A 22,408-nucleotide genomic window follows, 5' to 3' on the forward strand; every position below is an offset into this window, starting at 1 on the left:
TGTCTTGTTGGTTTATGGCTGAAACACTTTCTGTGTCGCGGAAAGAAACCGGTAGGAACCGTCCCCATTCGGTGCAAGGAGGTATCGGGTCTTTGCATGTGGAAGCAGTTCAAGCGGGTCGCTGCCGAACTGCCCAATCACCGCCTCGCGGTTCCCGTCGGGCAGTTCCAGATTGGAGACTACCCGGTCCGAGGAGTATCCCCCATCCCGGCCAAATAGCCGGTAGACCTGCTTTTCCCGATCGTAACAGGCCGCATCGGTCCGTACAAGGCGCTCGATGCCAAAATAACGATCCGCAGTCTGGTCGATCTGCGCCTGTGTCAGCTCCTCGAGCGGCTCATAGGACCACCCGTCGGTGTGCGTGGAGAAATCCCGGCTTGCTGCTGTCACCACATAGTTCAGCAAAATATTCCGATCAATCTGTGCAGCAGTGTCAAACGGTTCGACGCTTCCCCAGCTGCGGAAGGTCCACACCTGGAAAGCAGCCGGGTCTTCCGAGCGGTTGAGATCATATTCTGCCTGTGGGATCAGGGACAGAACCCGGACATCCTCTCCGATTCCAAACGGTGGACAGCCAACCGTCAGCACAAGCTGGTTCTCACCGGAAACCAGAGGGGATTCTCCCGGGTCTTCGATCGAAAGGGATACCTGGATTACCGCGTAATCCTCACTGGTTTGTTCGGTAACAAAGCTGGCAGTGAAAGTATCCCTGAAGGTGACGGTCTCCCAATAGGAGAGCGCATCCGGCGTTTCCTCCCAGCTCCAGACCATCGTCTCCATCTCCGCGATGTCGCCGCGCTGGAGCGCCTCGAGAAACCGCATCCCAAAACCGACCGCCGCAGGCGCAGGATCGGCTGGCCGGCTCTCTGGAGTTTGTTCTGATGAAGCGTTTCCCTGCGAAACAGTTTCCGGGGCCTGGGGCGGATTGCCGGGCAACCCTTGCGAGCAAGCGCAGAATACCATCAACACCCCAAAAACCAGAATCCCCACTTTCGGAAACAGTGTCATCTTTTCCCCCCCGTTTCGGATTCCCGCAGCAGCTTTTCCCGATAGGCGCGCGCTGCGGATTCATTTTTGTTTTCGCCGAACTGGTAGTAAACGGTTCCGGCAAGGGCATCCGGCAGATACTGCTGCCGGACAAAGTGGTTGGGGAAATCGTGTGGGTAGAGGTAGAATTGTCCTTTCCGTTCGACCTCAGCACCATCGTAATGCTTATTTTGCAGGCAGCGTGGGAATCCACTGCCGCGTCCAGCCTGTACATCGGCCATTGCCGCGTTGATCGCTTCATAGGAGGAGTTGGATTTGGGGGAGGTAGCCATCAGGACAACCGCCATTGCCAGCGGGACGCGTGCTTCGGGCAATCCGAGCTGGAAGGCACTGTCCACGCACGCTTTCACGATCGCAGCCGCCTGCGGGTAGGCCAGCCCCACGTCCTCACTTGCAATGACCAGCAGACGCCGGCAGGGGGAGATCAGATCCCCTGAATCGAGCAGGCGCGCGAGATAGTGCAGCGCTGCATTCTCATCCGAGCCGCGGATTGACTTTTGCAGGGCGGAGAGCAGGTCGTAATGCTCGTCCCCCTCCTTGTCATAACGGCCCGCGCTCCGCTGGACGATCTGTTCGAGGTCCGCCAGCGTGACCTTTCCGCTGCCCCCCGAGGCGAGCGCAAGCATCTCGACCGCATTGATCGCTTTGCGGACATCCCCGCCGCAGGAGAAAGAAAGCTCCCGTGTCACGCCCTCCTCCAGCTCGAGCGGATGGCCGAAGCTCTCCTCCGCAATTCGGAAGGCACGACAAATCGCCCGTTCCACAGCCTCGGGTTGGATCGGTTTAAATTCAAAGACAGTGCTCCGGGAGAGGATCGCGTTATAGATGTAGAAATAGGGGTTTTCAGTGGTCGAGGCGATCAGCGTGATCGACCCATTTTCGATGAATTCAAGCAGCGTCTGCTGCTGTTTTTTATTCAGATACTGGATCTCGTCGAGATAGAGGATCACACCACCGATCCCGTCGATGGTGTCGCACCCGGCGACCACCTCCCGGATGTCCGACGTTGAAGCGGTCGTACCATTCAGCCGGTAAAGTTTTTTTCCGGCCAGTTTGGCGATGATGGATGCAACGGTGGTTTTGCCAACCCCGGACGGCCCATAAAAGATCAGGTTGGGGATGCTGCCGGTTTCCACCATCCGGCGAAGCACCCGATCTTTTCCGAGCAGGTGCTCCTGCCCGACCACATCGTCCAGCGATTGCGGGCGGATGCGGTCTGCGAGCGGTGCGGACATAATCGTCACCTCGTTCGTTTTTTGTTCCAATATGGGATATGGTTGTCTTTTTCAGCCCATTATGGTATACTTTTAAAATATGACACATCTGGACAAACCGAGAGAACAGGAGGGGATGGAATGGGCTTTGTGCTGATGATCCCTTTTTTGCTGGTCCGATTTGGGCTGCTGTCCATCCTGGGTCGGGGAGCTGTTCTGCGCGCCGCATATTTTGCACCCCTACAGAAGCGGGAAAAGGCAGCATATTGGGTTTACCAGCTTTCTACGGCGGCGATTTTTCTGTCCCTGTTTTTCCTTCGGATCAGAACAGCCCCGTCAGGGTTGTATGCTGCCGGCATAGCAGTCTATGCGGCAGGCATCCTGCTGCTTGCGGTTACCGTCTGCCACTTTGCGGTCCTGTCCGAAAACGGGTTCAACCAAAGCGGTATTTACCGGTTGTCACGCAATCCGATGTATATAGCATATTTTATCATATTTCTGGGATGCGTCCTGCTCACACAGTCCCCGTTGCTGCTCGCTTTTGTGCTGAGCTTCCAGATCTCTGCCCATTGGATCATCCGTTCCGAAGAAAGATGGTGCAGGGAGCAGTTCGGCAAGGCGTATTTGCAGTATATGAAACGGGTACGGCGCTATCTTTAAAACAAAACCGGTTCAGCGGCCGGTCAACAGGCGCAGGACGCGTGGAAGCAGCGCCTGCGGTTCTAACAAATCAGGCTGCTGCCCCTGCAAAAACCGCAGGATGCGCAACCCCCACCAGAGCGCAAACAGGGCCGCAAACGTTCGGAGCAGCCATTTTTTGCGCAAAGGGTTCCCTTGGCCGGTAACCCACATCCAAGCGGCGAACAGGAGGAATCCTGCTGCTGCAAAGACGAGGGGGTGCATCCGCCAGGCGCCGGCAAAATCCAGCCGGAGCAGGCAGGCCGCAGCCCGGGTCATCCCGCATCCCGGGCATTCGATCCCAAGCCCCCACCGCAGCGGGCAGTGGTAGAGTCCGGTCTGGCTGAAAAACAATACCGCCAGTGCGGCCGCCGCACAGAACAGGCATAGCTGTCCCAAGCGCCCCCGCACAGTGGATGCAGGTTTGAAAAAAGGGTGTCTGTTCATACTAACCTTCTTTAGCGGGTGCGCAACAGCAACCCATGTGGATTCTCTGCATATAATACCATGAATCTGCTTGTTTTTCAACATCCAAAGAATCTGCCAGATTGTACGTCATGAAAACAGAAAAAGCATCCAAATCCTCTTTTACAAGAAACGATTTGAATGCTCTCTGTTTTTGAAATGGTGCGGCAGATGGGACTTGAACCCACACGCTCGCGCACACGCCCCTCAAACGTGCCTGTCTGCCTGTTCCAGCACTGCCGCGTCTTTCAACGTTTTGTATATTATCATATATTTTCCTGTTTGTCAATGGCAAAATAGGCAAAATAAAAATAATATTTGGCTGCCGCTTCCTTTCCATGGCCTGTACTTGACAATTCGGCGGGACGGTGATATATTTGTATCTCAAAAGGGAAGGAGCAGTTGTCTTTTCAGGGAGCTGCCATGCCAGAACAGAGAATACGCAATATTTTTTACAGGAGCGGCGTTTGAAATGGGAGAGTTTACATGCTGCCTGAAACAGTACCGCCAGCGCAAGGGGTTGACGCAGGAGCAGCTTGCGGCGCTGGTCGGGGTGCGCAGAGAGACGATTATACGGTTGGAGTCGGGCAGATACAACCCGTCTCTCAAACTCGCAGTTTCAGTCTCCCGCGCAGTAGGGGCACCCATTGAACTGCTGTTCCTGTTTGACTAAAGGGCCATTTTCCGGATGTTTTTGTACAGGAATTTACCGTTGTGGTATCGTTTACAGAAGGAATGCCGCTGTGGTATAATAGCTGAAAAGCAGCTATTATACCCGAGCTATGGCCAGGACGATGCACAGGCAGAGCCTGCTCCCGTCCCGATGGCCAATTATAACCACATCGCTTTGCGATTGTGGTTATAATAGCTGAAAAGCAGCTACTATACCCGAGCTATGGCCAGGACGATGCACAGGCAGAGCCTGCTCCCGTCCCAATGGCCAATTATAACCACATCGCTTTGCGATTGTGGTTATAATAGCTGAAAAGCAGCTACTATACTTGGATACAGCCTGCAACCCGATCCAGAGGGCCTGCGTGGTATCATAGATGCAAAAGAGAAGGGGGACCTTGTGTGAAGAGATTCCCTGTTTTTGTGTGGCTCCTTACAGAATGGAGGGACTGAAATGAGCGAATTGAACGAAAAAATAAAGCTGGTGGAAAACCCGGACGATATAAAATCTGAACAATCCCAGCCGGTCAAAATGCCGATGCTGGTGCTGCGTGGGCTGGTGCTCTATCCGCAGATGGTGCTGCATTTTGATGTAGGGCGGGAAAAGTCGATCCTCGCGCTCAATTCCGTGATGAGCACCGACAGGAGGATTTTCCTTGTCGCACAGAAAAACATCCGGGACGATGAGCCAAAAGCGGACTCGATCTATAAAGTTGGCGTGGTCGCCGAGGTCCGGCAGATCATCAAATCGCAGGGGGGGACCTGGCGGGTACTGGTGGAAGGGGTCTACCGCGCCAAGGTTACAGAAGTGCTCACTGAAGAGCCTTATTTCGAAGGAACGGTTCTGCCGTTCCCGCTGAAAACCGGGCGCAGCCTCAAATCTGCCCTCTGCGACGCGCTGATGAGAACGGTGAAAGACCTGTTCGAAGAGTACTGCTTCCTGATCCCGCGGATGCCCAAAGAGTTGGTTATCAACGCGCTGGTCAGTGAGGACCCGATCCATCTCGCCGAATACATAGCCGGCAACATGCAGATGGAGGTCGAGGACAAACAGACCATCCTTTCCCAGAGCGACCCGCTCAAACGGCTGGAAATTCTGGCCCGCATCCTTGAGGAGGAGAACGACATTCTTTCGCTTGAGGCGGACATCCAGGAGAAGGTCAAAGGGCAGGTGGACAAAAACCAGCGGGAATACTATCTGCGCGAGCAGATGAAAGCGATCTCGAGCGAACTGGGCGAGGACGAACTACAGGATGAGGTGGACAATTACCTCTCACGGATCGGGAAGCTCAAGCTGGATGAGGAGACGACCGAGAAGCTGACCAAGGAGGCCGACCGTCTCGCGCGCCTGCCGGGCAACTCGAACGAAGCAGGGGTGATCCGGGGGTATCTGGACACGGTGCTTGACCTCCCCTGGAACAAGCGCACCACCGATAAAATCGACATCAAAAAGGCACAGGCGCTGCTCGATAAGGAGCACTACGGCCTGAAGAAGGTCAAGGAGCGGATTCTGGAGCTGCTTTCGGTGCGCAAGCTTGCGCCAGACATCAAAGGGCAGATCATCTGCCTGGTGGGGCCGCCGGGAGTTGGCAAGACTTCGATTGCCCGCTCGATCGCAAAGTCGATGGGGCGTAAATACGTGCGGATTTCGCTGGGCGGCGTGCGGGACGAAAGCGACGTACGCGGCCACCGCAAAACCTATATCGGCGCGATGCCCGGACGGATCATGGCTGCGATGAAGCTGGCGGGCAGTTCCAACCCGCTGATGCTGCTCGATGAGGTGGACAAACTGGGCAACGACTACCGGGGGGATCCGTCCGCGGCACTGCTCGAAGTGCTTGATTCGGAGCAGAACCATGCGTTCCGAGACCACTATATCGAGGTGCCGTTCGACCTTTCGGATGTGCTCTTTATCGCAACTGCCAACACACTGAGCACCATTCCCGGCCCGCTCCGCGACCGTATGGAGGTCATTGAGCTGACCAGCTACACCCGCGAAGAAAAATTCCAGATTGCCAAACACCATCTGCTGCCCAAGCAGATGAAACGGCATGGGCTGACCGCATCCAAAGCCAGGGTCGCAGATGATGCGCTTTACGCCCTGATCGACAACTATACCCGTGAAGCCGGGGTCCGCAGCCTCGAACGGGAGGTCGCGTCGCTGCTGCGCAAGTCGGCAAAGCAGATTGTCGCAGGCGAGTCCAAAAAGGTGGTCATCACCGATGAAAATATTACCGATTACCTCGGCCCCCGTAAGATGCGCCCTGAGCAGATCCAGCCGTATGATGAAGTGGGCATGGTCAATGGGCTGGCGTGGACTTCGGTGGGCGGAGAGATGCTACAGGTGGAAGTGGCGGTCCTTGATGGGAGCGGCAAGATCGAGCTGACTGGCTCGCTCGGAGATGTGATGAAGGAGTCCGCGCGCGCCGCAGTCAGCTTTATCCGCGCCCACTGGGAAGCATACGGGATTGAACACGATTTTTATAAGACAAAGGATATCCATATCCATGTCCCCGAGGGGGCGGTCCCGAAAGACGGCCCTTCGGCGGGCGTGACCATCACCACTGCGCTGGTTTCCGCGCTCTCGGACACCCCGGTGCATCGGGATGTTGCGATGACAGGCGAGGTGACCCTCCGCGGACGGGTGTTGGCGATTGGCGGATTGAAAGAAAAGACGATGGCCGCCTACCGCGCCGGGATCAAAACAGTCGTGATCCCCAAGGAAAACGAGCCGGACCTCGCGGAGATCGACGAGGTGGTGCGGGAGCATCTGCGGTTTGTACCGGCCGAGCGGATTGATACCGTGATCGAGACCGCGCTGGTGAAAAAGCCTGTGCCGAGGATCAGTGCACCCGCACTCGACGCGCTCGGGCAGAAGCAGGTGCCCGATCTCCCCGCGAACACGCCGATCCCACAGTGAGGAGGAAAGATGAACTATCATAACGTGAAATTTGAGGCGAGCTATGGCACATCCGAGCAGCTTCCGGCGTCTGACCTGCCGGAAATCGCGTTTGCAGGCCGGTCGAACGTCGGGAAAAGCTCAATGATTAACAAGCTTTTCAACCGCAAACAGCTTGCGCGTGTTTCCTGCGTGCCGGGCAAGACCGCAACGATTAACTTTTTCCATGTGGATGGGATTCGGTTTGTCGATCTGCCCGGTTACGGTTATGCGAAGGTCAGCAAGGGGGAAAAACGCCGCTGGGCGGAGCTGATCGAAGGCTACTTTGCACAGGACCGCAATCTGCAGCTGGTGTTCCAGCTGATTGATATGCGCCATCCGCCGACCGCGGACGACCTGATGATGGTCAATTTCCTGATTGACCACGAATTCCCGTTTGTGGTGATCCTGACCAAGCGGGACAAACTCTCCCTCAAACAGCAGCAGGAGCGTCTGGACGCGCTGCGCTCCGAGCTGCCCTGTGCGGATCAGATCACGATGATCCCGTTTTCGTCTGAAAAAGGGGATGGGGTGGACGCGGTGAAAGAGATCATTGCCGAAATCGAGGCAGAATGCGCCGCAGATGCGGCAGAATAGGGGTCAACTAGAAACGCAGGCGGGTCCTGCGCGCGAAAAGGATGATTAGACAATGTTTGTTTCCGACTGTTTGGGGCTGAACGCGCTTGGGCATCTGACGATCGGCGGGCGGGATACCGTCGAGCTGGCGCAGACCTATGGAACCCCGCTTTATGTGATGGATGAAGATGAGATCCGGCGCGCCTGCGCGAGCTACCGCGAGTCGATCAACAAGTATTATGGCGGGCGCGGGCTTGTGACCTATGCGAGCAAGGCGTTCTGCTGTAAGGCGGCCTGCAAGATCGCGATGGAAGAGGGGCTGGGGCTGGATGTCGTCTCGATCGGGGAGCTGTATACCGCCCAGAGCGTCGGTTTCCCGCCCGAACGTATCTTTTTCCACGGCAACAACAAAACGGTACAGGAGCTGCTTGCTGCACTGGAGTACGGGGTCGGGCAGATCGTGGTTGACAACCTGTCCGAACTGGAACTGCTCAACCAGCTTGCAATCAGCCACAACCAGAAAGCGAGCATCCTCTTCCGGATCAAGCCGGGGGTGGATGCGCATACCCATGCCTTTATCCGCACCGGACAGATTGACAGCAAGTTCGGGTTTGCGTTAGAGACGGGTGAAGCGCTTGGGGCGGTCCGGATGGCGGCAGGGATGGAAGGGATCGAACTGAAGGGCCTGCACTGCCATATCGGGTCACAGATCTTTGACATCGAGCCGTTCGAGCACGCTGCCGAAGTGATGCTCGGATTCATCGCCGAGATTAGGGAAAAAACTGGCCTGGCACTTGAGATTCTCGATCTGGGCGGCGGTTTTGGGATCAAATATCTGCCCGAGCATGACCCGGTGCAATATGACCGCTATATGATGCAGGTTTCCGAGACAGTCAAAAAATCCTGTGCGGCGCTGGGGATCAACACCCCCTATATCGTGATTGAGCCGGGCCGTTCGATCGTCGGGCCTGCCGGGGTCACCCTTTATACCGTCGGGTCGGTCAAGGAGATCCCCGGTGTCCGCACCTATGTGGCGGTCGATGGCGGGATGTGCGACAACCCGCGCTATATCCTCTACCAGTCCGAATATGAAGCGATGGTCGCGAACAAGGCGTCCCAGCCCCGTCTGCGTACGGTTACGATCGCTGGAAAATGTTGCGAGAGCGGAGACCTGATCGGAGAAAGGATGCCGCTTCAGGAGGTGCAGGCGGGAGACATCATTGCGGTGCTCTCCACCGGTGCGTATAACTACTCGATGGCCTCCAATTATAACCGTATCCCAAAACCTGCGGTTGTCATGCTCCGGGATGGGAAAGATCGGGTGGTGGTCAGGCGGGAGACGCTCGACGATATCATCCGCAATGATCTGCTGTAAGCGGTGCTTCAGATTCTATAGCAATCCAGCGCGCGGCTTAAACTGTCAGCTATTCTGATAATAGAAAAGCGGATGCCGCCTGCCCCAGGCTGGGACGGGCGGTTTTTGATGGAAAAGAGGGATGAAAGATGGAGCATACATTTTTGTTGCAGAGTGGGGTTTGGATCGCCAGCGGCAGCTATTACGATGAAGAGGAAAACCGGTTCCCGTTTACCGGGGAGAGTCGGATTTCCCGGGAAAACGGGGACTGGACGATTGGCGGCCATCTTGAAGTGGGCTTCCCACAGCCGGTACGGTTTTACAACAACTATCAGATTCCCGCCGGACAGACCCCGCCGGTGATCGGATGGGAGTCGTACAATCCATCGCTTGGACGATTCACCGGTCGGTTCCTCTTCGTGGAGGATACGATTTTCTCCGAAAATGGCTCGGATGATGGGCATTCTCGCAGCCTTGAGACGATGGTCCGGGTCAGTGCGTACACTTACCAGGTTAGAGGCGTCCTTTTTTTAGGTGGACAGAAGGCGTCTTCGTGGGCGGGCACCCTGACTCAACAAAATCGCTAAAAATTTCACATTGATGTAGAAAAACTCTTTACTTTCACACTCTAAAATGATAAAATAAAAGAAGTCTGTACTTTTATTTTTAGGGGGATCCTCGTGAATACTAAGCTAAAGGATGTAAATGTGGAATACCTGTTCAAGGCAGTTCTGGCCTTAAAGACGATGGATGAATGCTACCATTTTTTTGAAGACCTCTGCACAGTCCAGGAACTGAAAGCTCTTTCGCAACGGCTGGAGGTGGCCCGGATGCTCAATGAAGGACGGGTTTACAGCGATATTGTCGCCAAAACCGGCGCATCCACAGCCACGATCAGCCGGGTAAACCGTTCGCTCAACTATGGCAGCGACGGTTATCAGGTGGTGTTCGAACGGGTGCGCAACTGATGGCCTATGGAAGTGCATTTGCCGCGTGGTACGATCTGCTGACAGGGGAGATCGACTATCCGGCGCGCGCGGGGTATTTCGACCAGATGATCCGGACATGGATACCGGTCACCGCACAGACCATCCTGCTCGACCTTGCCTGCGGAACCGGGAGCCTGTCGGTTGCGTTTTCCGAGCTGGGATACGATGTGATCGGTGTGGACGCAAGCGCCGAGATGCTTTCGGAGGCAGCTGCCAAAAACAGCGGGGACCGTCCGGTTCTGTTCCTCTGCCAGCCGTTTGACCGGCTCGACCTGTACGGGACGGTCGACGCTGCGGTTTGCGCGCTCGACTCGATCAACCATATTGATGATCCAGATACCGTCCGGAAGGCGTTTGAGCGGGTTTCGCTCTTCACGGTTCCGGGCGGGCTGTTTGTGTTCGACGTGAACACCGAGTACAAGCATCGGGAAATCCTGGCGGACAACACCTTTGTCTATGACTTTGACGAGGTATACTGTGTCTGGCAGAATACGACCAGTCAGGACCTGCGTACGGAGATCTCGATCGACCTGTTCGAGCGGGATGGGGACGCTTATTTCCGGGAGGAAGAGCATTTTTTTGAACGGGCCTATTCCCATGACCAGCTTTGCGGCTGGCTGGAAGAGGCGGGATATGAGCTGCTCGGGGTGTATGCCGGGGATACGTTCGACCCTGTGCAGGAGGATACCCAGCGGGCGGTTTATCTTGCCCGCAAACGAGAAAGATAAGGATTTGAGAAATGTTATGGGAAAACTGATAAGAGCAATCGCTGCTGACGGGAGTTGTGTCTGCACCGCGGTGGATTCGACCGATGTGGTCGCGGAGATGGAACGGATCCATCAACCATCCGCAACCGTCACCGCTGCGTTGGGGCGGTTGATTACCGCGGCTTCGATCATGGGGAGCCAGCTGAAAAATGATACCGACAGCGTTACCGTCCGTCTGGCGGGGGATGGGCCTGCCGGTTCGCTGATCGCAGTTTCGGACAGCCATGGTAATCCGCGCGGCTATGTTGCCAACCCGATTGTTGAAATTCCGCTCAACCAGTATGGGAAACTGGATGTCGCGGGTGCGGTTGGCAGGCAGGGCACGCTGACAGTAATCAAGGATGTGGGGCTTCCCGAGCCGGCGACCGGTTCGGTGCCGATTATTTCGGGCGAGATTGCCGAGGATGTCACCAGCTATTATGCGGTCAGCGAGCAGACGCCGGCTGTGTGCGCACTGGGGGTGCTGGTCAACCCGGACTTGAGCGTCCGGGCGGCGGGCGGCTACCTGATCCAGCTCCTTCCGGGCGCGGGGGAGGATGTGATCCAGAAGCTTGAACAATCCCTGGAGAAGGTCAGGCCGGTCACCGAGATGATTCAAAGCGGCATGACGCCGGCTGAAATCGTCCACACAGTGCTGGACGGGTTCAGCCCTGACCTGTTGGAGGAAACGGAAATCAGCTACCGGTGCAGCTGCTCGCGCCAGCGGGTGGAGCGTGCACTGGTCAGCATCGGGAGGGAAGAGCTGCAAAGCATGATCGATGAGCAGGAGACAACCGAAGTCGGCTGCCATTTTTGCAGCAAAAAGTACCTGTTTACCCGTGACGATCTGCGCAGGCTGATTCGGTAGGTTCTCTGAAAATGCAATCTGACATTTGATTTCCTGCAAGAAAGAAGCCGCACAGATTCCAAGAATCTGCGCGGCTTCTTTCTCTGCGGAGGCTTTTCCTCCTGCTCCAACGCCTACTTTTGCCCGGAAAAACAGGATGCGGCGTTCCGACCGCAGCAAGGGCTGGCGAAACTTTTTATTGTTTTTTAAGCGCTCCCCGGATGATAGGTCTCCTGATAATGTTTGCAGCAGACGTTCAGAACACACCGGTCGCACTGCGGACGCCGCGCAACGCAGACTGCCCGCCCATGCAGCACCAAACGGTGGCAGAAATCATTGGATTCCTCAGGCGGGAGCAAGGGCCGCAGCTGGTTTTCAACCTTGACCGGGTCTTTGCCTTCCGAAAGCCCCAACAGGTTGGTTAGGCGGATGCAGTGGGTATCGACGACGATCGCCGGTTTGTGAAAAATATCCCCCATCATCAGGTTGGCGGTTTTGCGTCCGATGCCGGGGAGCTTGACCAGTTCTTCCAGAGAATCCGGGACCTCCCCGCCATACTGCTCCATTATCATCCGGCACATTGCAATGATGTCTTTGGCCTTGGTTTTATACAACCCACAGGATTTGATGCATTCTTCAACATCGGTAAGGTCGGCCTCGGCAAATGCCTGAACCGAAGGATATCTGGCATACAGATCCTTGCACACAATGTTGACCCGCACATCGGTGCATTGCGCGGCGAGACGGGTGGCAATCAGCAGCTCATGGGGGCGGGTATAGGTGAGCGAACAGATCGCATCCGGATATTCCTGCTTGAGCAGTTCAACCGCCATCTGCGCGGTTTCTTTTTTTGTCATTGGGAACCCCTCCTCGCCTATATGATACCATCCGAAATGCCCGGCGTCAAATCTGGAAGCATATTTTGGAGAAATTCGCCCTATACTTTGAAGAAACTGTTTTTGGGAAAGGGGAAACAAGATGACTGCACAGATTCGGGCAAAACCGCTGATCGCTTCCATTGCACTTGCTATGGGAGGCGGGTTTCTAAGCAACCGGCTTTCAGGGGATGTCAAGGGAATCTATCAGACACTGAACCTGCCATGGTTTGCGCCGCCCGACTGGGTGTTTGCCGTTGTCTGGCCGGTGCTTTATCTGCTGATTGCAGCTGCATATTATCTGGTGATGGAGTCCCCAAAAGGGGAAGCCCGTACCCAGGCGATGACCTTTTATCTGGTACAGCTTTTTCTGAATTTTTTATGGAGCCCGCTTTTCTTCCGCTGGGGCGCGTATGCCTGGGCGTTTCGGCTGCTTTGCACTATCTTTCTGCTTGCATTGGCAACCATAATTTGCTTCGCACTGATTGACCGCCGCACCCTCTGGCTAATGACGCCTTATCTGGTCTGGCTGGTCTTTGCCATGCTGCTGAATAAATCTATTGCAGTATTGAATTAGCTGGAACAGTATGCTATAATATGTGAAAAGTATAACACAGTTAGCCCACCCTTATGGCAAAAGGATATAATCGTGGGGCATTTTTGCCGACAGCAGACGGGTTGGATCTGCCGGTTGGTTCGGATTTCCCTACAGGACAAAATGACAGAAATGGAAGCGTGAAATTTTTTATATGAAGTTTGAATTTAACAAGCGTTATAACACCATTGCGCTATATGCGTTTTTGGTGTTGGCAGCAGCGGCACTGTTTAGCGGTTTTCTGGGGAATCTCAAATATTTTGAGCGGCAAATTGAACTGGTTGTCGGGCTGCTCACGCCGTTTATCTATGGGTTTGCGATCGCCTATCTGCTCAACCCGGTGCTGAAGTTTTTTGAGCATGATTGCCTTGACCGCCTGCTGGGAGACCGGATCAACGACCGACCAAAACGTGGATTGAGTATCCTGCTGACCTATCTGTTTGCCGCAGGGCTGATTGCCGCGTTTGGTGGGATCGTGATGCCGCAGCTCGTCCTGAGTTTGACGCGTCTGATCAATCGGCTGACAGTTTATGTAAACACAGCGGACACCTGGATGCCGGTTCTGCTTTCCTATTTTCCTGAAATTGACCTGCCGACAACCCTTTCGACCTATATTGGACAGTATGCGGACACGATCGCGCAGACCACGCTGGATACCCTGAAGAAGCTGGTACCGTGGGTGGTGACCTTCTCGACCAACTTCGCATCCGGATTGTTGCAGGTCATTGTCGGGGTGATCGTTTCGATCTACATGTTGAGCGACAAGGAGAGGTTCTGCGCGGGAATCAAAAAGATTCTCTATGCGTTCCTGCCGAATAAAAATGCTGACTGGCTGCTGGAGTTGAGCAGCGATGCAAACCGTATTTTTGGTGGGTTTATCAGCGGCAAACTGCTCGATTCTCTCATCATCGGCATCCTCTGTTTTATCTGTATGACCCTCATGAATATGCCAAATACCATGCTGGTTTCGGTGATTGTGGGCGTCACCAACGTGATCCCATATTTTGGCCCCTTCATCGGTGCGATCCCTTCGTTTTTTATCATTCTGATTGATCATCCGATCAAATCCCTTTGGTTTATTGTATTCATCTTTCTGTTGCAGCAGTTTGACGGCAACATCCTCGGCCCCAAGATTCTGGGCGATTCAACCGGGCTTTCCGCCTTCTGGGTGGTCTTTTCCATTATGCTGTTTGGCGGGCTTTACGGCTTTTTGGGGATGTTCTTCGGTGTGCCAGTCTGGTCGGTTATCCTGATGCTGATACGCAAGCTGATTGACTCCCGCCTGTATCTGCGGAGCATGCCGGTCGAGCTGGACAGCTACTGTTCCCCGGAAGCCCCGCTGCCGCGAGATCCATCGGGGAAGAGTGCCTCGAAGGAGAAAAAATTCCATGTCGGCCGCCGGGCGCACACAGTCCAGCCGATCGGAAAAAAGAAGCCTTCGGAGGAGGAAGAGGAAGAATAGGAGCAAAAGGGGTGCAAAGGGTTTTTGCATCCCTTTTTTAAAAATCCTGCAAAATTTTGAGACAGTATAGTTGACGGAACCGAAAAGGCGGATTATAATGGGAACAAATAGTAAGGCCATGCAGAGGAACTTTCAATGAAAGAATTTCGTTATACCATTCGGGATGAACTGGGGCTTCATGCGCGCCCCGCCAGCCTTCTTGTAAAAAAAGCAGGGGAACTTTCTTCCCGTATCGTGGTTGTAAAAAAGGGGAGGAAAGTAGATGCAAGGCGGTTGTTCGGCGTGATGAGCCTGGGGATCCGCTGTGGCGACGCCATTAAATTCAAGCTGGAAGGTCCGAAAGAGGAAGAAGAAGCAGAGCTTTTGAAAAGGTTCTGTGAAAACACATTTTGAGCCAGGGATGATCAATCATCTGGAGGTGATTCCGTGAAAAGGCTTACCGGAATAGGGGCTTCTCGGGGCGTTGCGATTGGAAAAGTACATTTTATTGATAATGTGGTAAAGCGGGTCGAGTGCGACACTGTAGTTGACACGGTTCTGGAGATGGAACGGTTTGAGGAAGCGCGTCTCAAAGCGATCGAGATGCTTGAGGAACTGCACCAGAAGGCCAAAAACACCGTGGGGCCAGAGGAATCTATCATTTTTGAAATCCATCAGCTGCTGCTGCGGGATAACGATTATGTCAACAGTGTCCACGAGCTGATCGCAAAATCCCACTATAGCGCAGCATATGCTGCCCAGCAAACGGGAGAGCGGTTTGCCCAGATGTTTTCCGCAATGGAGGACGCCTATCTGCGGGAGCGCAGCGCGGATATGATTGATATTTCCAGTCGGGTGGTCCGCCTTTTACAGGGGGAGGCGGCTTATGATGTCTCCCAGATCAAGGGGCAGATTATCATTGCTGCAAAGGACCTGCTGCCCAGTGAAACGATCCAGCTCGACCGTGACAGGGTGCTTGGATTTGTAACAAGCGGCGGGTCGCAGGTATCCCATTCGTCGATTTTGGCGCGGACGATGGGGATTCCCTCTGTGATTGGACTGGGGGATCAGCTTGCGGAGCTGGTTGACGGAGACATGATTGTTTTGGACGGTTTTAATGGCGTTTTGATCGCCAACCCTCCGGACAAGCTGCTCAAGGATTACCACTGCAAGCAGGCGGAATACCAGCTCTATCGGGAACGGCTGCAAACGCTGAAAGGGGTGCCAAGCCGCACACAGGACGGTGTTGAAATAGAAATCTATGGGAATATCGGGCATCCGTCGGATGTGGATTCGGTACTTGCAAACGACGGACAGGGAGTCGGCCTGTTCCGAACCGAGTTCCTCTATATGGAATATGGTGGAATTCCGTCCGAGCAGACGCAGTTCGAAGCGTACCGATCGGTTCTCGAGCGGATGAACGGACGGAGGGTGGTGGTTCGCACGCTGGATCTGGGAGCAGATAAGGCGGCGCCGGGCATCTCCTTGCCGGCGGAGGAGAACCCCGCCCTAGGCTACCGCGCACTCCGAATCTGCCTGAAAGAACAGGCGCTCTTCAAAACTCAGCTGCGGGCGCTCCTGCGTGCAGCACTGTATGGACATCTTGCGATCATGTTTCCGATGGTTATTTCTCTGGATGAAATCCGGCAGGCAAAGGAACTGGTGGAGATCTGCCGGGAGGAACTGGAACAGGAAGGGATTCCCTATGGGGACATGGAGCTGGGAATTATGATTGAAACCCCTGCGGCCGCGCTCCTGAGCGACCTGTTTGCACCGGAGGTGGATTTTTTCTCAATCGGGACCAACGATCTGACCCAGTATACCCTCGCGGTCGACCGGATGAATATGAAGGTCGGCGACCTTTACGATCCCCGCAACCCGGCGGTGCTGCGCCTCGTGCAGATTGCTGCTGAGAGCGCCCGCCGGCATGGGATATGGTGCGGCGTCTGTGGGGAATCTGCGGCTGACCGCCGGCTGACCGAACATTATCTGCGGATGGGAGTCACCGAGCTTTCGGTAACGCCGGCTTCCATTTTGGAGATGCGTGAAAAGGTGCTTTCAATCAATCTGTCAACGGAAAAAGAGCATTTTATGTCCCGCGTTTGAAAAAATCTCTTGCAACTGCTCAAAAATGTGTTATGATAAAGTCAGCCTGCTTGAAATCCATTCGGTATTCAAGCAGCGGGCAGATACCCACAATCAGGCATAAATATGCTTGCTGGCTATATAGCGTGGAATAGAGACGCCATTGGCGGCTCTCTGCGGCCAAAAGGCCGTAGACTTCCAAAGAAAGGTTTGGTTCTTTGGGAGTGTTTCGGTTCTATAGCCAAATCACTTTCAGGCAAATAGGAAGTGGCTGCATTTTATGATAGCCGTATAACGGCATAAAAACAGGACAAAAGCAGAGTAGAAACCGGCGCGTTAAGTGCTGCCTGGACGGGGAGTTGTCAGGCGGACGAAAAGGAACCCTTGCGGTGCCGGTTTCGCATCCCGCTGCTGCATAAAAAGAGAAAAAAATTCTCTTTTCATGTAGCTTACTGTTACATGAAAGGAGTTTTTTTGTGTTAAAAATGGTAAAATCCTTTGGCGCAGAGGTCTGCGCACTGCCGGGCATGATTCACGATTCTGTGCGTGAGCTGCATTCGATCCGGGCGCTCACCGGTGGGGCAATGCTGACAGCGGTCAGCATCGTAATCCATCAGTTCACCACCGCGTTCCTTTCGCAGCTGATGCGTATTAGCTTCACCTTTCTGCCGATCGCGGTTTCGGGGATGCTTTATGGCCCTGTTTTGACCGGCTCTCTGGGCGCAATGGTGGATATCCTGCGGTTCTTCGTCAGGAACAATGGCGAGGCCTATTTTATCGGGTTTACGATCAGTGAATTTGCAGTCGGTTTCCTCTATGGTATTTTTCTCTATCGGAAACAGCCTACACTCCCTCGGGTTTTTCTGGCGAAACTGGCGGTCACGACGGTCAATAGCCTGATCCTGAATCCCCTCTGGCTCTCGATTCTTTATGGACAGTCCTACACCGTTCTGGTCGCAGCGCGTCTGGTGAAAAATGCAATCATGCTCCCGATCGAAACCGCAATGCTCTATTTTGTGCTGCGGGCAGTTGTGCGTATGCGGATACCGGGGCGCGTCTGAAAAGGGAAATCCTCGAGTTGCCGCCTGCCTCAGCCACCTGTTTCATGCGTTCGGCATTTTGCTTTACAGAAGAAAATACAAAAAATTTACAGGAGAAACATTATGCCTTTAGACGGAATCTTTCTCAGCCAGCTCCAGCAGGAGATCTCGGCGGTCATAGTTGGCGGGCGGGTGGACAAGATCCATCAGCCTGCAAAAGAGACGATTGTGGTCGCGATGCGCGCGCAGGGCGGCAATCATAAACTGTTGATCTCGGCGTCCGCATCCAACCCACGTCTGCATTTCACTGCCCGGCCGCAGGACAATCCCAAGTCCCCGCCCATGTTCTGTATGCTGATGCGCAAGCATCTGACCGGGGCAAAGCTGGTCGAAGTGCGGCAGATCGGGCTTGACCGTATCCTGCATTTTCTGTTTGAGACGGTCAATGAGATGGGGGATCGGGTGGTGATGACACTCGCGGTCGAGATCATGGGCAGGCACAGCAATATTATCCTGGTCTCTCCGGATGGGACGGTCGTCGACGCGATCAAGCGGATCAGCCCTGAGATGTCTCGGGTGCGTCCGATCCTGCCAGGACAGGGATATGTGCTTGTGCCGGCGCAGCAGCGGTTGGATGTCCGCCAGGCGCCGCCGGCGCAGATTGTCAGCCGCCTTTGGTCCGGGCCTGACTGCGAGCTTTCCAAAGCACTCCTCCAGGCGCTGGAGGGATTCAGCCCGTTGATCTGCCGGGAGATTGCGCATAGTGTCACCAGGGGGAACGAGCGGACGGTCTCCCAGCTGGATGAAGAACAGACCATGCGGTTGAAATTTTACCTTTCCCAGCTTTCAGACCGGTTGCGCGCAGGCGAGACTACGCCAACCATGCTGGTTGATGCTGCGGGCAAGCCGAAGGATTTCACCTTCCTAGACATCAACCAATACGGGCACACATTGGTCTGCCGGACGTATGAACGTTACAGCGAGCTGCTTGACCTGTTTTATAGCGAGCGCGACCGGATCGACCGGATGCACCAGCGCAGTTCCGACCTGCTCAGGCTGCTGGTCAATCTTTCGGAGCGGGTGACCCGTAAGCTGGCGGCGCAGCGGGAAGAGCTGAAAGAATCAGCGGGACGGGAGCGTTGGAAAGTCTATGGAGACCTGCTCAATTCTAACCTCTATGCACTGGAAAAGGGGATGTCCCTTGCTGTGGTGGAAAACTACTATGAGGAGGGATGTCCCCGGGTGGAAATCACGCTTGACCCGATGCTCACCCCTTCCCAGAACGCGCAGCGTTACTACGCCCGTTACCGGAAGGCAGATACCGCCGAAAAGAAGCTGAAAACCTTGATCGAGCAGGGGGAGGCAGAGCTGCAATATTTTGACACTGTATTCGATGAGCTTGCACGTGCCTCGCTGGACAGTGAATTGGCTGCCATCCGTACGGAGCTGGCCTCAGAGGGCTATCTGCGCAATCCGACACGACGTGGGATGAAGGAGGAGAAACTCCCGCCTCTGCGATATCTCTCGGATGACGGATTTCCCATCCTCTGCGGCCGCAACAATACCCAGAATGACCGCATGACCCTCAAAGACAGCCGCAACCATGACATCTGGTTCCACACCCAGAAGATACCCGGATCGCATGTGGTGGTGGTGACCGAGGGCAGGCCGGTCCCCAACCGTACGCTCGAGCAGGCGGCGGTGATTGCCGCATATAACTCGAATGCGCGGGAATCGGGAAAAGTACCTGTCGATTATACCGAAATCCGTAATGTGCGCAAGCATCCCGCAAATAAACCAGGGCTGGTGCTCTATGAGCCTTATCAGACCGCGATCGTTGATCCGGATAGCGAACTGGTGGAACGCCTTGCGCAGAACAGATAAAAAAGAGGGAGCTTCCTGATCCAGGAGGCTCCCTTTCGCTATGGAGATTAAAGTGGTGGGATTGAGTTCCCAAAATGATTATAAAGATTATGCAGGAACTGCTTCTCCACCTCGCTGGTGGCTTCGTTGGTGCGTTTCACCCAGACAAGCTCATTCGACTGGGAGCGGCTTTCCAGCGGGATCGAACGGATCGGCGTTTTTTCGAGGGAATCAATGACCCATTTCTGGGTGAAAGCAAATGCATCGGTCCGGAGCAGGAAATGGATGCAGGAAGCAAGCGAGTTGCAGAAAAAAACATGATGCGTATTGATGTGCCCCTCTTTTTTGGAATAAACACCTGATTTAGTATCATCTTCCATATCGAGGACGATCTGAAGCTGATCTACAAGCTCTTCAGGCCGGACACTTTCTGCATTGTATAGGGGGGATTTTGGGCCAACACTGACATAAATGTTGGAATAATCAATCACATGTACTTCCAGATTTTTGTCATTGACCAGCCAGTGAAACGGACGGGCATCTATATGGCTGCATACAATCAGCCCGATGTCTGCGGTCCGGCCAATCACGGCCTCTACAATCTCCCCTCTGTCTGCCTCGAGCAGATCAATATGGATCGAATGGGATTCAAACTGCCGGTAGGTTTGCAGGATTAGGTCATATAGAAACGAGAACTGCTGCGAAGCGATTGAGAGGATGTGACGTCCAGAACGAAACCCATCCTCAAAGACCTTATCCAGAGAACGGATCGCGTTCAGAACATTCTGCGCATAGTAGAGGAACTCTTTTCCCTCCGGTGTGAGCTGGATGCCTTTTGGCCTGCGGTCGAAAATTTTAATGTGATATTCGCTTTCCAGATTGGAAATCGATTTGGTCAGACTGGGCTGGCTCAGAAAAAGCTGCTGTGCAGCGCGGGTAATTGAGCCACATTCCACTACTTTCATCAGGTATTCCAACTGCTGAATCTGCATATTACATCCTCCTTTCTATTGGGTGTTTGTATATTATGCAAAAAGCTAACCACCAAATTTATGTATAATATGCTCTTTTTTATGAAGGCCATAAATTTTAGTTATGGACGTCATATAAATAAAAAAGATTGGAATTTTTTCATTTCATATGGTATGATAAGTAACAGAAAGACAAAATCTCACGGAAGGACAACCTCAATTCGACATAGCTGCTTCCAAATCTACTTTACAGAAGGAGGATGAAACCTATGGATCATCCGCTGGATGCTCGAGTGGAACGCAAAACAAATATTTTTGACCTGTTCTCACTGAAGGGCAAAAAAGCGATGGTGACAAAAGCGGCTGATGGAATCGGAAAAAGCTCTGCTATGGCCTTTGCAGAAGCAGGAGCCGATTTGGCATTGTTGGGAGATGAACGAGACAGCGACCAGCTGGAACGGCTTGCAGAAGAGCTTGAAGAACGATTCGATGTAAAAGTTGCGGTGTTCTGCTGCAACAATCTGGGGGATGAGCAGTTGGATGCTCTTCGGGAAGAATTGTTGCAGGAGATGGGGACGATTGATGTCGCCCATATCAATACGAGAATCCAGGTGGAGGAAGAGGCGCTCGTTTCGGAGGAGAGCTGGAAGCTGGCGCTGCATGAAAATCTGGACAACATATTCCAGACCGGAAGGCTCGTTCAACAGCTTATGCAGGAGCATCGTGGCGGATCAATCATCTTTACCTTCTCCGCAGCCGAATCGAATGTGGAGGAGGGTGCGGATACATTCTGTCCGCTGCCGGACGCCGCCTATGACTCAGCCAAAACAGCGATTTCGCAATATGCGAGGATGTTGGCCGCATTTTCCGCACGTAAGGGGATCCGGGTGAACACGCTCTGCCCAAAGCCTAGCTGGACTGTGGAAAATCAGGTGCCTCTTGGGGAAACCGGATTGGGTTCCCAGATTGAGTCTCTCGAAGAGAATGAAAAACTGCAAGGTGTGCTGCTCTTTTTGGCAAGTGATGCTTCCAGTTCTATCACCGGTGCGCATATTCCGGTTGGCGGTGGCTTCTTCTCCTGAGCGGCAGAATAAAAACAGCTTACTTCTTAAATTGGAACCGGACTTTTCCCGGTCCGGATTCCAACGCCCCCTATATATCTTGTGAAAGGTCGGAAAGGCATTGCTGAAAGGCGGTGCCTTTCCGGCCGTTTTCACAGAAATCCCTCCTTCTTTTAAGTTTAAACGTTTGTCACCCCATTGTCAATCAAACTGGGGCAACATTCCAAAAAAGAATGGCTTGAGGAGCGCCAATGGCGTTCCCAAGCCAGTTTACGTTTTCCTTTCCTCTAGGTTTTGGAACTTGAGAGGGCCGAGATGACCTGTGTTGCCATCTGTTCGAGCAGTTCGGAGATCTCTTTGGGGTTCTGGAGCATCCCGGTATCGAGCCAGTGACGCAGTACACCTACACAGCCGGAAACGAGAAAAGCGCTGAAAAATTCGAACCTCTGGGTGTCGTTGCTGCCCCCACGGTAGAGGTCGAGCCAATCGCTCAGGCATTTTCGGCGGATCAGATCGCTCAGGTGTTCGACGAATGCCATGTCCCCGTTGCGGCTGAGAAATGACCGGCAGAGCTGGGCATTTTCGGCGAGATAGTTAATCAGCTCAAGGATCAGTGGGAACGGCGATTCCCCCGGTTTGAACCGGTAGGCATCCAGGATGTTTACAACATCGCTGACCATCTCTTCTTCAATATTAGCGTACAGGTCGTAGATATCCCGATAGTGCAGATAAAAGGTGCCGCGATGCAGGTCAGCAAGGTCGGTCAGCTCCCGAACCGAAATATCCTTAATATTTTTCTGGGCAAGCAGAACAGCAAATCCTTCCCGCAGCGCTTTCTTTGTTTTTCGGACCCTTCGATCATCCTGTTTTTCGTTCATAAAAATTTCACCTCTTTTTTTCGAGAATAATAGACAAATGCTATCAAATTGTCTTTTAAAGGACTTTCTGCCG

At 53.9% G+C, this 22,408-nt stretch carries 22 protein-coding genes, 1 tRNA gene and 1 riboswitch; of the genes, 16 read left to right on the forward strand and 7 right to left on the reverse strand.

Annotated elements, in window-relative coordinates:
* Positions 1-12: 12 nt before the first annotated feature.
* Together D5269_RS07245 and D5269_RS07250 are read right to left on the reverse strand one after the other, a co-directional pair.
* Positions 13-1,008, reverse strand: a complete 996-nt coding sequence (locus D5269_RS07245; RefSeq protein WP_120483738.1) for a hypothetical protein — start codon at positions 1,006-1,008, stop codon at positions 13-15.
* On the reverse strand, positions 1,005-2,282 hold the full coding sequence (locus tag D5269_RS07250; protein ID WP_120483739.1) for a replication-associated recombination protein A: 1,278 nt from the start codon (positions 2,280-2,282) through the stop codon (positions 1,005-1,007). The genes D5269_RS07245 and D5269_RS07250 overlap by 4 nt, the downstream gene beginning before the upstream one ends.
* A 120-nt stretch (positions 2,283-2,402) precedes the next feature.
* Between D5269_RS07250 and D5269_RS07255 the strand changes: the two genes are divergently transcribed.
* Entirely contained in the window at positions 2,403-2,921 is a 519-nt protein-coding gene (locus tag D5269_RS07255) for an isoprenylcysteine carboxylmethyltransferase family protein (RefSeq protein WP_120483740.1), read from the forward strand.
* A 12-nt stretch (positions 2,922-2,933) separates the two neighbouring features.
* On the opposite strand, the gene D5269_RS07260 is transcribed toward D5269_RS07255, so the two are convergent.
* Both D5269_RS07260 and D5269_RS07265 read right to left on the reverse strand, forming a co-directional pair.
* Positions 2,934-3,386, reverse strand: a complete 453-nt coding sequence (locus D5269_RS07260) for a DUF2752 domain-containing protein (protein ID WP_120483741.1) — start codon at positions 3,384-3,386, stop codon at positions 2,934-2,936.
* Positions 3,387-3,564: 178 nt separating this feature from the next.
* A tRNA-Leu gene (locus tag D5269_RS07265) sits at positions 3,565-3,647 on the reverse strand.
* 229 nt (positions 3,648-3,876) lie between these two features.
* On the opposite strand from D5269_RS07265, the gene D5269_RS07270 reads away from it, so the two are divergent.
* The 8 genes from D5269_RS07270 (at position 3,877) to hslO (ending at position 11,547) form a co-directional block, all read left to right on the forward strand.
* Entirely contained in the window at positions 3,877-4,077 is a 201-nt protein-coding gene (locus D5269_RS07270; RefSeq protein WP_120483742.1) for a helix-turn-helix transcriptional regulator, read from the forward strand.
* Between the two features lie 453 nt (positions 4,078-4,530).
* Entirely contained in the window at positions 4,531-6,996 is a 2,466-nt protein-coding gene (gene lon / locus D5269_RS07275; protein WP_120483743.1) for an endopeptidase La, read from the forward strand.
* A 9-nt stretch (positions 6,997-7,005) separates the two neighbouring features.
* Positions 7,006-7,611 (forward strand): ribosome biogenesis GTP-binding protein YihA/YsxC, encoded by a 606-nt coding sequence (gene yihA, locus D5269_RS07280; protein WP_120483744.1) that lies wholly within the window; start codon positions 7,006-7,008, stop codon positions 7,609-7,611.
* A 52-nt stretch (positions 7,612-7,663) separates the two neighbouring features.
* Positions 7,664-8,965 carry a diaminopimelate decarboxylase gene (gene lysA, locus D5269_RS07285; RefSeq protein WP_120483745.1) on the forward strand — a complete coding sequence of 434 codons (1,302 nt, stop codon included), beginning with the start codon at positions 7,664-7,666 and terminating at the stop codon, positions 8,963-8,965.
* 128 nt (positions 8,966-9,093) lie between these two features.
* Positions 9,094-9,531, forward strand: a complete 438-nt coding sequence (locus D5269_RS07290; protein WP_120483746.1) for a hypothetical protein — start codon at positions 9,094-9,096, stop codon at positions 9,529-9,531.
* 93 nt (positions 9,532-9,624) lie between these two features.
* Entirely contained in the window at positions 9,625-9,912 is a 288-nt protein-coding gene (locus tag D5269_RS07295; RefSeq protein WP_016315255.1) for a YerC/YecD family TrpR-related protein, read from the forward strand.
* Positions 9,912-10,661, forward strand: a complete 750-nt coding sequence (locus D5269_RS07300) for a class I SAM-dependent methyltransferase (protein ID WP_016315256.1) — start codon at positions 9,912-9,914, stop codon at positions 10,659-10,661. Before D5269_RS07295 ends, D5269_RS07300 begins: the two co-directional genes overlap by 1 nt.
* A 16-nt stretch (positions 10,662-10,677) precedes the next feature.
* A complete protein-coding gene (gene hslO / locus D5269_RS07305; protein ID WP_016315257.1) occupies positions 10,678-11,547 on the forward strand; it encodes an Hsp33 family molecular chaperone HslO in 870 nt (289 codons plus the stop codon).
* 185 nt (positions 11,548-11,732) lie between these two features.
* Here hslO and nth read toward each other — a convergent pair whose 3' ends face one another.
* Positions 11,733-12,383: an endonuclease III gene (nth, locus tag D5269_RS07310; RefSeq protein WP_016315258.1), complete on the reverse strand. Its 651-nt coding sequence runs from the start codon at positions 12,381-12,383 to the stop codon at positions 11,733-11,735.
* A gap of 121 nt (positions 12,384-12,504) precedes the next feature.
* Here nth and D5269_RS07315 point away from each other — a divergent pair, with 121 nt between their 5' ends.
* The 6 genes from D5269_RS07315 to D5269_RS07340 all read left to right on the forward strand — a co-directional run bounded on the left by D5269_RS07315 (position 12,505) and on the right by D5269_RS07340 (position 19,446).
* On the forward strand, positions 12,505-12,978 hold the full coding sequence (locus D5269_RS07315) for a TspO/MBR family protein (protein WP_016315259.1): 474 nt from the start codon (positions 12,505-12,507) through the stop codon (positions 12,976-12,978).
* A 172-nt stretch (positions 12,979-13,150) separates the two neighbouring features.
* Positions 13,151-14,458 (forward strand): AI-2E family transporter, encoded by a 1,308-nt coding sequence (locus tag D5269_RS07320; RefSeq protein WP_016315260.1) that lies wholly within the window; start codon positions 13,151-13,153, stop codon positions 14,456-14,458.
* A 135-nt stretch (positions 14,459-14,593) separates the two neighbouring features.
* Positions 14,594-14,851, forward strand: coding sequence for an HPr family phosphocarrier protein (locus D5269_RS07325; RefSeq protein ID WP_120483747.1), 258 nt, complete (start codon positions 14,594-14,596; stop codon positions 14,849-14,851).
* Between the two features lie 33 nt (positions 14,852-14,884).
* On the forward strand, positions 14,885-16,543 hold the full coding sequence (gene ptsP / locus D5269_RS07330) for a phosphoenolpyruvate--protein phosphotransferase (RefSeq protein ID WP_120483748.1): 1,659 nt from the start codon (positions 14,885-14,887) through the stop codon (positions 16,541-16,543).
* A 294-nt stretch (positions 16,544-16,837) separates the two neighbouring features.
* A riboswitch (THF riboswitch) is annotated at positions 16,838-16,935 on the forward strand.
* Positions 16,936-17,007: 72 nt separating this feature from the next.
* Positions 17,008-17,583 carry a folate family ECF transporter S component gene (locus D5269_RS07335; RefSeq protein ID WP_022788243.1) on the forward strand — a complete coding sequence of 192 codons (576 nt, stop codon included), beginning with the start codon at positions 17,008-17,010 and terminating at the stop codon, positions 17,581-17,583.
* A gap of 102 nt (positions 17,584-17,685) precedes the next feature.
* Complete coding sequence (locus D5269_RS07340; protein ID WP_120483749.1) at positions 17,686-19,446, forward strand: NFACT RNA binding domain-containing protein; 1,761 nt, start codon at positions 17,686-17,688, stop codon at positions 19,444-19,446.
* A gap of 47 nt (positions 19,447-19,493) precedes the next feature.
* Here the strand turns inward: D5269_RS07340 and D5269_RS07345 are convergent, their stop codons facing one another.
* The gene (locus D5269_RS07345; RefSeq protein WP_016315265.1) at positions 19,494-20,417 is read right to left on the reverse strand and encodes a LysR family transcriptional regulator; all 924 of its coding nucleotides are present in this window, start codon (positions 20,415-20,417) and stop codon (positions 19,494-19,496) included.
* A 248-nt stretch (positions 20,418-20,665) separates the two neighbouring features.
* On the opposite strand from D5269_RS07345, the gene D5269_RS07350 reads away from it, so the two are divergent.
* Complete coding sequence (locus tag D5269_RS07350) at positions 20,666-21,478, forward strand: SDR family oxidoreductase (RefSeq protein WP_158604852.1); 813 nt, start codon at positions 20,666-20,668, stop codon at positions 21,476-21,478.
* Between the two features lie 266 nt (positions 21,479-21,744).
* On the opposite strand, the gene D5269_RS07355 is transcribed toward D5269_RS07350, so the two are convergent.
* Positions 21,745-22,335 carry a TetR-like C-terminal domain-containing protein gene (locus tag D5269_RS07355; protein ID WP_016315268.1) on the reverse strand — a complete coding sequence of 197 codons (591 nt, stop codon included), beginning with the start codon at positions 22,333-22,335 and terminating at the stop codon, positions 21,745-21,747.
* Positions 22,336-22,408: the final 73 nt, after the last annotated feature.

The organism is Anaerotruncus sp. 1XD42-93, assembly GCF_009917605.1.
GTDB lineage: Bacteria > Bacillota > Clostridia > Oscillospirales > Ruminococcaceae > Anaerotruncus.